This is a genomic window from Bartonella sp. AP11XZML, assembly GCF_042196445.1.
Taxonomy (GTDB): Bacteria; Pseudomonadota; Alphaproteobacteria; order Rhizobiales; family Rhizobiaceae; genus Bartonella.
In genome coordinates, this window is sequence record NZ_JBHIQF010000030.1 from 25,573 (window position 1) to 37,881 (window position 12,309).

The following is a 12,309-nucleotide window of genomic DNA, read 5'->3' on the forward strand; positions in this document are numbered from 1 at the left end:
AAATGCCTAATTAAGGTACTTTTATTGTCTAAAGAAGAAGTTATAGGCGTGCAGAGGGGTTTTGCACGCTTTCACTGTTACAAAATAAAGAGGCAAATATGAGCATTACTGCTGCACAAGTAAAAGAACTTCGAGAACTATCTGGCGCTGGTATGATGGACTGTAAAGCCGCCCTAGCAGAGACCAACGGTGATATGGAAGCTGCTGTTGATTGGCTTCGTAAAAAAGGAATAGCTAAAGCAGATAAAAAGGCTGGTCGTACAGCAGCTGAGGGATTAATCGGAGTCGTATCAAAAGATTCACATGCAGTTTTGGTTGAGATTAATTCTGAAACAGATTTTGTTGCACGCAATGATGGATTCCAAGACATCGTGCGTAAAGTAGCAACTGCTGCCTTAGATACATCAGGGGATGTTGAATCTGTTTCTGTTTCTCTTTATCCAGGCTCTGAGAAGACTGTAGAGCTTACGATTAAAGATGCAATTGGTACAATTGGCGAAAATATGACATTTCGTCGTTCCGCTAAATTGTCTGTTGAGAATGGTGTTGTTGCGACTTATATACACAATAGTGTGGCTGATGGGCTTGGAAAACTTGGTGTTTTGGTTGCGATTGAAACAACAGGAAATAAAGAGGCTGCTCTTGCTTTTGGTCGGCAGGTCGCGATGCATATTGCGGCAACCAATCCATTAGCACTTACAGCACAAGATGTTGATGCTGCTGCTGTTGAACGAGAAAAAGCAATTTTTTCAGATCAAGCACGTCAGTCTGGAAAACCTGAAAATATCATTGAAAAAATGGTAGAAGGACGTATGCGTAAGTTTTTTGAAGAGGTTGTTTTGCTTTCTCAAGCTTTTGTTATGAATCCTGATATAACTGTTGAGGCCGCTTTAAAGGATGCTGAGAAATCAATTGGTGCTCCAGCAAAAATTACAGGCTTTATTCGTTTTGCATTAGGTGAAGGTGTGGAAAAAGAGGAGTCTGATTTTGCTGCAGAGGTTGCTGCTGCTGTAAAAGGCTAGTTATTGCAAACTCTTGATCAGAGATTTAAAGTCATATCATTGGTTGTAGAATCTCTGAGGGGAACAATGTAATTGTTGAGAGGGCGTCACGTGAAAAAAGTGGTGCCCTTCGTGATGTCAAAAGCAAAAAGTAAATGGGCTTTTGGGGAGATTATTAATGGCATTAGCACTTCCGTATAAACGTATTCTTTTAAAGGCTTCTGGTGAAGCTCTTATGGGAGGGCAGAATTTTGGCATTGATGTTTCTGTTGTAGACCGTATTGCCGCTGATATTGCAGAAGTGCGCACAATGGGGATAGAAGTTGCGGTTGTTATCGGTGGGGGAAATATTTTTCGTGGCGTTGCTGTTGCTTCGCATGGTGGGGACCGAGTGACAGGTGATCATATGGGAATGCTTGCAACTGCTATTAACTCTTTAGCATTGCGAACATCTTTGACAAAATTAGGGGTTGAAACTGTTGTACTCTCTGCGATTGCTATGCCACAAATTTGTGAAAGTTTCTCGCAACGTAAAGCAATAGCTTATATGAATCAGGGAAAAGTTGTTATTTTTGCAGGTGGTACAGGAAATCCATTTTTTACCACTGATTCTGCTGCTACTTTACGTGCAGCAGAAATTGGTGCGGATGTCCTTCTTAAAGGAACACAAGTTGATGGTATTTATTCAGCAGATCCAAAAATAGACCCTACGGCTAAGCGTTTTGACCAATTAACACATGTTGAAGTTTTGCAATGGGGATTATCTGTTATGGATTCAACGGCGGTCACTTTAGCACGTGAGAACAATGTACCGATTATTGTGTACTCCATTCATGAAAAAGGCGGTTTGGCTAAGGTCTTGAATGGAACAGGACGCTTTACAATAGTATCGGAATAAGGGTAAGCTTCAAAGGACAATTGAAGGAGACAGAAATATGAATGTTACATCAATTATGGATGATCTGAAACGTCGCATGGATGGTGCCATTACGGCTTTTAAACATGAATTAGGTGGTTTGCGGACTGGACGTGCATCGGCCAGTTTATTAGAACCGTTGACCGTTGAATCTTATGGTTCTGTTGTGCATATAAATCAGGTTGCTAATATTTCTGTTCCCGAACCTCGGATGCTTTCTGTTTCTGTATGGGATAAAACGATGGTCGGAGCTGTAGAGCGCGCTATTCGCGATTCTGGTCTTGGTTTAAATCCCATAACTGATGGTACGAATCTACGTATTCCTTTGCCTGAGTTGAATGAAGAGCGCCGTAAAGAACTTGTAAAAATTGCGCATCACTATGCAGAGCAAGCGCGTGTTGCTACACGTCATGTTCGTCGGGATGGTCTGGACAATTTGAAAAAGTTAGAAAAAGATGGTGAAATTGGACAAGATGAAGCCCGTAGTTCGTCTGAAAAAGTTCAAAAACTCACGGATGAAACTATTGCTGATATTGATAAAATTTTAGCCGTAAAAGAATCTGAAATTATGCACGTTTAAGACGATTTTGTCACTAGAAAAAGGATATTTATTCCCAGCCTGTAAATTGTTTCTAGGGATAATAGGAGGGGTGGTGTGTTCTGTGATAGCAAGGTATGATGCAGGAAGGTATTCTATCATTTTGATATGGGAGAGACTGATTTGAAAGGGCAGATGTTTAAATTTTTTAATCTGCGTGGTAAATCATGCCCTTTGCTGGAAGACACTATTTAACAGCATAGTGTGGGCTTTTAGTTGAGTACGTCTTTGTTAAACTGCATAATGAAAGCATTATTAGAAATTATTCAAATATTCTAAGATGAAGGTTGGGGAAAGAATATAATGCAAAAAAACAAGTCTAACCTTTCTCTCATTTCTCATTATAAAACATGTGAGTATAATTGATCAAGCAGATGTTATGTGGCGTAATTCATTTTTTAATGACGAATAGTTGATAGAAAAGTGTTTTTATACGAAACCTATATTAGTTAATTTGTATGGCGCAGAGGTAACTGCTTTTTCATTTTATATTTGAGAAAATATTAAAAAAATATTTTATAATTTTGACGGAGATTTTTGAAGCTGTTTTCATTGATTATTAGTTTCATAAGCGCTATCTTAGTAGACTGAATTATTTATGATAAATTATAAGAGAAATTATACAGGTATGAGATAAAAATACTGCGTAGGGGAGTTTTTCTTGCGTTAATTTTAGAGCTTGTATTTTCTATTTTTATTGTTTGGATGTTGTTTTGTCTAATTTGGTTTATCGTATTCTGACAGCTTTTGTTTTTGGCATTATTGCGTTGTATCTAACATGGTTGGGAGGAAACTTCTTTTTTTTATTTGTATGGTGTATTGGCGGTTTTGTTCTTTATGAGTGGATGAGTATTACTAAAGAGAAATGGTGTATTTTACAAAAAATATTAGCAAGTATCTTTTATTTAATCTTTGGCTTTTTTTTAGTATTGAGTGTATCTGCTTCATTGATTTTTTGTGTTTTAATCGTTTTAGCTACAGTGTTAGCTATTATATCTATAAAAAAGAGTGGTTGGGTTTTTTGTGGTTTTTTATATGCATCTTTTCCTGTTGTTGCTTTATGCTTTCTACGGGATCATGAAATGTTGGGGTTCCAAGTTGTTATTTTCTTATTTACGATAGTGTGGGGAACAGATATTGGTGGTTATTTTATCGGACGTGCATTAGGGGGCCCTAAATTAGCACCACAATTTTCTCCTAATAAAACATGGTCAGGAGCACTTGGTGGTACATTTGTCGGAGTTTTCGGTGGTATATGGGTTGCTTTTGGATTTTTTGATATAAATTTAGCCAGTTTTTTTGTGCCACTCCTTACACTTGTTTTGTCAATTGTTTCACAATTGAGTGATTTAGGGCAATCATGGCTCAAAAGACGGTTTTCTGTTAAAGATTCTAGTTCTTTATTGCCTGGACATGGTGGTTTTATGGATCGTATAGATGGATTGGTAGGGGCAGCTTTTCTTCTTTATTTAATTGGTTCATTTATGTCTGATATGGATGCGCCTTTTAATCTTTTTAGTATGATCTAATTGGGAGAAGATAGTTTGGAACTTTTAAATCATATCGTCACTATGGGTGATTTTCTTTTAAGAAGTTTGAGTATTCTTTTCATCATTATGATTATCATTTTTGTGCACGAATTTGGGCACTATCTCATTGGTCGGTGGTGTGGTATTAAGGCGTTAATTTTTTCGCTTGGATTTGGACCAGAAATAGCGAGTTATACAGATAAGCATGGCACGAAGTGGCGTTTAGCACTTATCCCCTTAGGAGGTTATGTAAAATTTGTTGGGGATGAGGAAAAAATCGATACGGAATCATCCCAATCATCTCTGATTGTTGATGGTTCATTTGCTAGTGCGCATGCTTGGAAAAAAGCAGCAACTGTTTTTGCCGGTCCTTTCTTCAATGCCCTTTTTACTGTTGTTATTCTAACATTTTTTTTCTTTATCTATGGTCGTGTAGCCATTGAGCCCGTTGTTGGTTCTTTGGTAAAAGATAGCCCTGCTCTTCAATCCGGTTTGGAATTAGGTGATCGTTTTGTTGAAATGGATGGACGACGGGTTGAAAGCTTTGAAGATTTGATGAATTATGTAGCTTTTCACGGAAGAGAACCCATAGAGTTTAAAATAGAACGCATGGGGCGAGTCTTTACAACGATGATTACCCCGAAAGTCGTTGAGCGAGATGATGGATTTGGTAATCGAACACGAAGTGCTATGATAGGTGTAGGTGTTCCTGTTGATTTAAATAATCCTGCACGTTTAGATCCAACTTATATAAAACATATTCGCTATGGTTTTGTAACAGCTGTAAGAAAAGCGTCAGATCGTACTGTGTTTATCGCCACTCAAACCGTTCTTTTTATGAGTCGTTTAATAGGAGGCAAAGAGGATCGTTGTCGGCTAAGTGGACCTTCTAAAACCGTTAAAATTGCTTGGAAAGTGAGCGAGACAGGTTTTATCTCTTTGTTGAATTTGGCAGCTTTTCTTTCAATAAGTGTTGGGCTTATTAACCTTTTTCCGATTCTACCGCTTGACGGTGGGCATCTTTTATTGCATGTCATTGAGGTCATTACTGGGAGGAAAATATCTGCTAAAATTCAGGGAATCGTTTTTCGTTTAGGTTTTTCCATTCTTCTCCTTTTTATGATTTTTGTCTTTTTTAATGATTATTTTTGTTGGTTTAGCTAATTAAATTATGGAAAACGCTTTATAAATTAAGTAATAATAGCAAAAACAAATTGAAGGTTGTTTACCATGTCTACAAAATGTTGTGGCGTTGTACATTATAATGAGTAATTAAGGAATGAAAAGTCTCGCTGTAAAAAGGTTGTTATGGCAGTTAGCTTTTAAGGCATCATGTCCAAGGAACGAGAGTAAGGTAAAAAAGCCAATGACTACGAATTCAAAGTTTTTAAATGCAGCATCTGTATTGGTGTTAAAGATGGGGATGATTGCCCCAGCAACGGTTTTTATGTCAATTGCTGCGGTCGGAGAAATACAAGCGTCTGTAGTCCGCTCTATTGAGGTTCGTGGGAATAAGTTTGTAAGTTCTCAGGCGATTCGAGACAATATGGGGATTAAGGTTGGGCAAGGTGTTTCCAGTGGTGATGTTGATAGAGCTGTGAAGAACCTTTTCGAATTGGGTTTATTTTATGATGTTAAAATAAATCCGGTGGGTGATAAATTGGTTGTATTCGTAAAAGAATATGAGGTTGTCAATCAAATATTGTTTCAAGGAAATAAATCTTTTAAAGACCCAGATCTTAAGCGGTTTATTTCTTTAAAACCGAATGAGCCTTTTAATTCTGCTAAGCTTTCTGCTGATATAAATACAATTCGTGAGGCTTATAAAACTCTTGGTCGTAATAATATCACTGTTAACGTTCAAACGATTAACCTTGGAAAAGGGCGGGTTAATGTGGTATTTAATGTCGTTGAAGGGAAAAAAACAAAGATTGGTGATATCACTTTTAAGGGAAATAATGTCTTTGGAAGTCGCCGTTTGCGTGATGTGATTTCAACAAAAACTTCGGGAATTTTTTCGAAGTTGTTGGGAGGTGATGTTTACAGTGAAGAGCGCCTCGCTGTTGATGAAGAAGCTTTACGTCGCTTTTATTATAACCGTGGTTATGCAGATTTTCGTGTAGTTTCTTCTAAAGCAACTTTTGATGCAGCAAGCAATACGTATAAAATTTCTTTCGTTCTTGATGAGGGTGCGCTCTATAAAATTAGCGATATTCAGGTTGAAAGTGATGTTGATGGAATTGACGTTAAATCTGTGAAAAGGATACTTAAAACCCAGCCAGGTAATGTTTATAGTGCAGAAGATATTGAACAGTCTGTTGCAACTATTAATAACAAAGTTGCTGATTCGGGATATGCTTTTGCTAAAGTTGAACCGCGGGGAAATCGTAATTTAGCAAATCATACAATTTCAATTTTATATAATATTGAACAGGGAACACGTGCTTATATTCAACGTATTGATATACGTGGCAATGAGAAAACGCGTGATTACGTCATTCGCCGTGAGATTGATTTAAACGAAGGAGATGCTTACAATCAAACTTTATTACAGCGGGCAAAACGTCGTCTAGAAAGTTTAGGTTTCTTCAAAGCCGTTAATATTTCAATGGTTCCTACAGATCAATCTGACCAAGTTGTTTTGGTAATAGATGTCGTTGAAGCTTCAACAGGAGATCTCTCTCTTTCTGGAGGGTATACAACAGGGGGAACAAGTCCTGGTATGTCACTTGAAGTTTCTGTTACTGAACGTAATCTTGGGGGACGTGGTCAATATGTTCGTTTAGGGTTAGGTGCGGGGCAAGAAAAATCTCGTAATTATAATTTATCATTTGTTGATCCTTATTTCTTAGGGTATCGTTTATCTGCTGGTGTTGATGTTTTTCGTAGTACTTATCGTGCTGATAAAGCCTATGATGTACGGCAGACAGGTGGATCGCTGCGGTTTTCGTTACCTATTAATAATCAATTATCTGCTAATGTAGCTTATTCTTATGTGCAGGAAGAATATGATTTTGGCGGAGAGTATGATTTTGACAAAGAGAGTGACATAATAGAATTATATGGGAAATATTCTGGTGCGATTGTTCAAGCTGCAAAACACAGCCCTTGGAAACGTTCATCAATTAGTTATGGTTTCACCTATAATACGATTGATGATATGAGATCCCCCCATGATGGGTGGTACGTGCATCTGCTTCAGGAATATGCAGGGCTTGGTGGGAGTGCAAAGTTCTTGAAGACCACGGGTAAGGCGATGATGTACAAGACTCTTTCTGACCAGAAGGATATCGTTGGTTTGCTTTCCTTTGGGGGTGGTTATATCCACGGAATGGGCCGAGATGGTGTTCGTATTTTCGATATGTTTAAAGTAAATTCTGATATGATTCGAGGGTTCAAATATAATGGAATAGGTCCGCGTCAGGTTTCCAGTAAGGGTGAGGTTTATTTCTTGGGGGGAACGACATATATGAATGCGACTGCTGAAGTACAGTTCCCTATCCCTGTCGTGCCTGAAGGATTTGGGTTGCGCGGTGCTTTATTTGCGGATATTGCCACGCTTTATGGCAATAATTATAAAGCCGTTTTTAAGGGTGAACCGTCTGTTACCAATACCAAAAGTGCTTGGCGTTCATCTGCAGGTGTGAGTTTGATGTGGGATTCTCCGTTTGGTCCTTTGCGTTTTGATTATGCTTGGCCAATAACGAAGCAGGAAGGTGATCGTTTGCAACAATTGAACTTTGGTATTTCTACGAAGTTCTGATTTGAGCGATTTTAAGAAGGAAAAACTTGAAGAGAATAGCTTAAGCTGGGAGAGAAAGTGTTTTGATGGCGGATACATTTTTTTTTACGCCGTCCCGACGATTGACAGTTGCAAATGCTGCTGAGTTGACGGGTGCAAAGCTTCTTAATCCAGAGTTTTCTCATAAAGTTATCAATACTCTTTCTTCACTTGAGAGTGCTGTGGAAGGTTCGCTTGTTTTTGTAGAGCATCGGAAGTTTTCTGATGCTTTACTGGACAGTTCTGCTGTTGCTGTTTTGTGTACGAATGAGATTGTTTTTAAAGTTCCCGAAACTATGGCAATTTTGGTGACATCCACACCACAGCGTGACTTTGCTCAGATTGGTCGTATTTTGTTTCCAGATTCTGTCAAGCCAATGCCTTGGTTGGGGCAGAAGGGGATTTCATCGCATGCGCATATTCATCCAACGGCTAAGTTGGCACATGATGTGTGTATTGAAGCGGGAGCTGTTATTGGTAAAAATGTTGAGATTGGTGCAGGAACTCTTATTTCATCCACAGCTGTTATCGGTGAAAATTGCCGTATTGGATGTGACTGCTATATTGCTCCTAAGGTAACAGTTCAGTGTTCTATAATAGGTGATAAGGTTCAGCTTTATCCTGGTGTTTGCATTGGGCAAGATGGTTTTGGTTATGTTGGGGGCGTTTCTGGAATCGAGAAAATTCCACAGCTTGGTCGCGTTATTATTGAGGATGGTGTAGAAGTTGGTGCGAACACGACAATTGATCGTGGAACATTTCAAGATACTGTTATTGGTGAAGGAAGCAAGATTGATAATCTTGTACAAATTGCCCACAATGTAAAAATTGGCCGCTATTGTCTTATTGCCGCTCAATGTGGCATTGCGGGAAGTACATCTATAGGGGATATGTCTCAGCTTGGCGGAAGTGTGGGAGTAGCTGATCACATCATAATAGGTAAATCTGTTCAGATTGCTGCTCGTAGTGGTGTTATGAATGACATTCCGGATGGCGAAAAATGGGGAGGTAGTCCAGCGCGACCATTTAAACAATGGTTTCGTGAAGTAGCGGCATTGCGCAGTATGGGAAAAGTTAAAAAGGAGAAACGCTGATATGATCAGCAGTGAAAAAACTAAAAACTTAGAGGCTGTCGATATTGAAAAACTATTATCAATATTACCGCACCGTTATCCATTTTTATTAATTGATCGTATCGTTGATATTGATGGTGAACAAGAAGCGATTGGTATTAAAAATATAACGATTAACGAGCCACATTTTATGGGACATTTTCCCTCAAAGCCTGTTATGCCTGGAGTTTTGATTTTAGAAGCTATGGCACAAACGGCAGGAGCAATAGCACTTTTAAATTTAGGCAATAAGCAAACAAATTTAGTTTACCTTATGACGGTTGATAATGCGAAATTTCGTAAGCCGGTTATGCCTGGTGATCAGCTAAAAATCCATGTTCAGCTTTTGAAAAAAAGATCTGGTATGAGACGTTTTTCATGTGTTGCAAAAGTAGAAGATGTTCGCGTCGCTGAAGCAGAAATTGCTGCGATGATTGTCGAAGAAGCATAAACGATATTTGATGGGAATTAAAAAATGTCCGGTACGAAAATCCATCCAACTGCTCTTGTGGAGAAGGGAGCGCAGCTTGGTGAGAATGTACGCGTTGGACCATTTTGCCATATTAGTTCAGAGGCTGTTATTGGTGATGAATGTAGTTTGACAAGTCATGTTGTAATAATGGGAAAGACAACGTTAGGAGCCAAGAGTAAAGTATTTTCTCATGCCGTTTTGGGGGCAGATCCGCAAAATAATAAACATAAAGGAGGGGCTACAACTCTTTTTATTGGTAAGAATTGTACGATTCGTGAAGGTGTAACAATGCATAGGGGTTCCGATTCGAGTGTAGGAATGACAGTTGTTGGTGATAATTGCCAATTTTTTTGTTATGCGCATATCGCTCACGATTGTTATGTAGGCAATCATGTAACATTTGCCAATAACGCAATGATTGCTGGTCATGTTACTATTGGTGATTATGTGATTATTGGTGGTGGTGCTGCTGTTCATCAATTTGTTCGTGTTGGACATCATGCATTTATCGGCGGCGTATCTGCACTGGTTGGTGATCTGATACCTTATGGAACAGCTGTTGGTGTGCAGGCAAAACTTGCTGGACTCAATATTATTGGCATGAAGCGTGCAGGACTTGAGCGTCAAGATATTCATGCACTCCGTCATGCGGTTGCTATGCTTTTTGATCATAGCAAACCATTTAAAGAGCGTGTCAGTGATGTTGCTTCTTTCTATTCTTCTTCTCAGTCTGTTTCTGAAGTTGTTAATTTTATTAAAGAAGAAGGAAAGCGTTTTTATTGCACACCAAAATTTGAAGGTGTTAGAATAAAAGAACATAAGGATTAAAAATGCCTATTTGGGGAGCCAGAAGTTTTCTTTCCGGCCGTACTGCTATTATAGCAGGAAATGGTGTTCTACCGATTACTGTTGCGCAGACTCTTGAGAAGAATGGAGAAAATCCTTTTCTTGTGCTTTTGCATGGTGAGGCAGATTCTGTTCTTTATCGCTATGAGCATTGCGAGCTATCAATTGTAGAGTTAGCACGACTCGTTAAAATTTTAAAAGAGGCTGGTGTATATAATGTTGTTTTGGCAGGTGGTGTGAAAAAGCGTCCACTTCTTAAACAATTGCGACTGGACTGGACAACATTTTTAGCTCTTCCTAAGTTAATCGGAGCTTTGAAGAGGGGAGACGATGCGTTATTAAAAGCTTTTATACGGGTTATTGAAGCACACGGTTTTTGTGTTATTGGTGCTCACGAAATAGTCCCAGATCTTTTAGCTCCTATAGAATTTAATTTAACAGTACGGCGCGCTACTCCAAAAGAGAAAAAAGATATTTTTTTAGCAGTAGAAGCAGCAAAGCTTTTAGGTCAATTAGATATCGGGCAAGCCGTTGTCGTTGTCCAAGGAAGGGTGGTTGCTCTAGAGGGCGCTGAGGGAACTGATAATATGTTGTGGCGTATTTGTGAAATGCGAGAAAGAGGGCAAATTCCCCTTAAAGGTGGCATTCTTGTAAAATGCGCAAAACCACAACAGGATAATCGCGTTGATTTGCCATCAATTGGGCCCGCGACAATAATGAATATTGCAAAGAGTGGTTTATCTGGTGTTGCGGTGGAGGCAAATAGAAGTCTAATATTATCAGTGAAAACAACAATAGAAAAAGCCAACAAATATTCTTTATTTATAGAGACATTTGAAAAGTTTGGTCATGAATAATTGTTTCTTAAAGATTGCAGTGGTTTCAGGTGAGGAATCTGGTGATTTACTTGGGGCCGATCTAATTTCTTGTTTATCACAACAGATAGGATGCAATATTCATTTGATTGGTGTTGGGGGGAGCCATTTAAAGGCATTAGGCTTAAAAAGCTTTTTTGATTCCCATGATATTGCTTTAATAGGTTTAAAGGAGGTGTTGAAAAAACTACCATTGTTGTTGCTACATATTCGCAATTTATCCAAATTTATTGCACAAGAACAACCTGATTGTTTAATTATTATTGATAGTCCTGATTTCACGCATCGTATTGCAAAAAAGGTACGTGCTTTAGCGCCTTCTATTCCTATCATTAAATATATTGCACCAACCGTTTGGGCATGGAGGCCAGAGCGTGCAAAAGCTATGTGTGGATTTGTTGATCATGTTTTAGCGGTTTTTCCTTTTGAAGAAAAGATTATGCAAGATTTGGGAGGCCCTGCCACGACTTATGTTGGACATCGTCTTTTGACATATCCTCCCCTTTTGAGAGTTCAGTCAGAAAAAAAAAGCCAATTAGAACAAAGAAATTTGATCGATACACAAACATTATCGCCTGCATTAGTTATTTTGCCAGGATCACGCAATTCAGAAATTCGTTCCTTAATGCCTATTTTTCGAGAAACAGTAGAGATTCTTGTACAACGTATTCCTCATTTACGTATTATTTTACCAACCTTACCTCATTTGGTAGATAGAATCCGGGACTTTGTGCAGGGCTGGAAAAGCAAGATAGAAATTGTAGTTGGTGAAGATGAAAAATGGCGTGCTTTTGCACAAGCAGATGTTGCTCTTGCTGCACATGGAACTGTTTCACTTGAATTAGCCTTAGCAAAAGTTCCTATGGTTCTTTGCTATAAACTTGATTTCTTTTCTAAATTATTTATTTTTCCTAAAATGATGTTATGGAGTGCTGCTCTTCCAAATATTATTGCTGATAAGCCTATTGTTTCGGAATATTTGAATGAATTAATCCGTCCTGGCATGTTAGCAAGACAGGTAGAACAACTTTTGGCTAATCCTTTATTGCGACAGGCACAACTTGATTCCTTTGAGATGGTAGAACAGAAAATGAAAACTGAAGTACCATCGGGGGTTGTTGGCGCACAAACAATTATCACTCTTTTAAAAAGCAGGAATAAAATTGTATAAATAAAGCA

General features: G+C 38.5%; 11 protein-coding genes. All 11 read left to right on the forward strand.

Annotation, left to right across the window (positions count from 1 at the left end; translation table 11 throughout):
- Nucleotides 1-98: 98 nt before the first annotated feature.
- The 11 genes from tsf (at nt 99) to lpxB (ending at nt 12,301) form a co-directional block, all read left to right on the forward strand.
- Entirely contained in the window at nt 99-1,022 is a 924-nt protein-coding gene (tsf, locus tag ACFIMG_RS02670; RefSeq protein WP_375678421.1) for a translation elongation factor Ts, read from the forward strand.
- Nucleotides 1,023-1,179: 157 nt separating this feature from the next.
- Nucleotides 1,180-1,899, forward strand: a complete 720-nt coding sequence (gene pyrH / locus ACFIMG_RS02675; RefSeq protein ID WP_273790666.1) for a UMP kinase — start codon at nt 1,180-1,182, stop codon at nt 1,897-1,899.
- A gap of 37 nt (nt 1,900-1,936) precedes the next feature.
- Nucleotides 1,937-2,497, forward strand: coding sequence for a ribosome recycling factor (gene frr / locus ACFIMG_RS02680; RefSeq protein ID WP_375678420.1), 561 nt, complete (start codon nt 1,937-1,939; stop codon nt 2,495-2,497).
- A 731-nt stretch (nt 2,498-3,228) separates the two neighbouring features.
- Complete coding sequence (locus ACFIMG_RS02685) at nt 3,229-4,044, forward strand: phosphatidate cytidylyltransferase (RefSeq protein ID WP_375613469.1); 816 nt, start codon at nt 3,229-3,231, stop codon at nt 4,042-4,044.
- Between the two features lie 15 nt (nt 4,045-4,059).
- Entirely contained in the window at nt 4,060-5,208 is a 1,149-nt protein-coding gene (locus ACFIMG_RS02690) for an RIP metalloprotease (RefSeq protein ID WP_375613470.1), read from the forward strand.
- Between the two features lie 202 nt (nt 5,209-5,410).
- Complete coding sequence (gene bamA / locus ACFIMG_RS02695) at nt 5,411-7,807, forward strand: outer membrane protein assembly factor BamA (protein WP_375678419.1); 2,397 nt, start codon at nt 5,411-5,413, stop codon at nt 7,805-7,807.
- A gap of 65 nt (nt 7,808-7,872) precedes the next feature.
- Nucleotides 7,873-8,919, forward strand: coding sequence for a UDP-3-O-(3-hydroxymyristoyl)glucosamine N-acyltransferase (gene lpxD, locus ACFIMG_RS02700; RefSeq protein WP_375612127.1), 1,047 nt, complete (start codon nt 7,873-7,875; stop codon nt 8,917-8,919).
- A 1-nt stretch (nt 8,920) separates the two neighbouring features.
- Nucleotides 8,921-9,388, forward strand: a complete 468-nt coding sequence (gene fabZ / locus ACFIMG_RS02705; protein ID WP_375612128.1) for a 3-hydroxyacyl-ACP dehydratase FabZ — start codon at nt 8,921-8,923, stop codon at nt 9,386-9,388.
- Nucleotides 9,389-9,412: 24 nt separating this feature from the next.
- A complete protein-coding gene (lpxA, locus tag ACFIMG_RS02710; protein WP_375609506.1) occupies nt 9,413-10,237 on the forward strand; it encodes an acyl-ACP--UDP-N-acetylglucosamine O-acyltransferase in 825 nt (274 codons plus the stop codon).
- A 2-nt stretch (nt 10,238-10,239) separates the two neighbouring features.
- A complete protein-coding gene (locus tag ACFIMG_RS02715) occupies nt 10,240-11,112 on the forward strand; it encodes an LpxI family protein (RefSeq protein ID WP_375612129.1) in 873 nt (290 codons plus the stop codon).
- The gene (gene lpxB, locus ACFIMG_RS02720; RefSeq protein WP_375678418.1) at nt 11,105-12,301 is read left to right on the forward strand and encodes a lipid-A-disaccharide synthase; all 1,197 of its coding nucleotides are present in this window, start codon (nt 11,105-11,107) and stop codon (nt 12,299-12,301) included. The genes ACFIMG_RS02715 and lpxB overlap by 8 nt, the downstream gene beginning before the upstream one ends.
- Nucleotides 12,302-12,309 lie beyond the last annotated feature (8 nt).

Coding starts and splice junctions, on each gene's coding strand:
- tsf (WP_375678421.1), top strand. CDS start 99: ATGAGCATTACTGCTGCACAAGTAAAAGAACTTCGAGAACTATCTGGC.
- pyrH (WP_273790666.1), top strand. CDS start 1,180: ATGGCATTAGCACTTCCGTATAAACGTATTCTTTTAAAGGCTTCTGGT.
- frr (WP_375678420.1), top strand. CDS start 1,937: ATGAATGTTACATCAATTATGGATGATCTGAAACGTCGCATGGATGGT.
- bamA (WP_375678419.1), top strand. CDS start 5,411: ATGACTACGAATTCAAAGTTTTTAAATGCAGCATCTGTATTGGTGTTA.
- lpxD (WP_375612127.1), top strand. CDS start 7,873: ATGGCGGATACATTTTTTTTTACGCCGTCCCGACGATTGACAGTTGCA.
- fabZ (WP_375612128.1), top strand. CDS start 8,921: ATGATCAGCAGTGAAAAAACTAAAAACTTAGAGGCTGTCGATATTGAA.
- lpxA (WP_375609506.1), top strand. CDS start 9,413: ATGTCCGGTACGAAAATCCATCCAACTGCTCTTGTGGAGAAGGGAGCG.
- ACFIMG_RS02715 (WP_375612129.1), top strand. CDS start 10,240: ATGCCTATTTGGGGAGCCAGAAGTTTTCTTTCCGGCCGTACTGCTATT.
- lpxB (WP_375678418.1), top strand. CDS start 11,105: ATGAATAATTGTTTCTTAAAGATTGCAGTGGTTTCAGGTGAGGAATCT.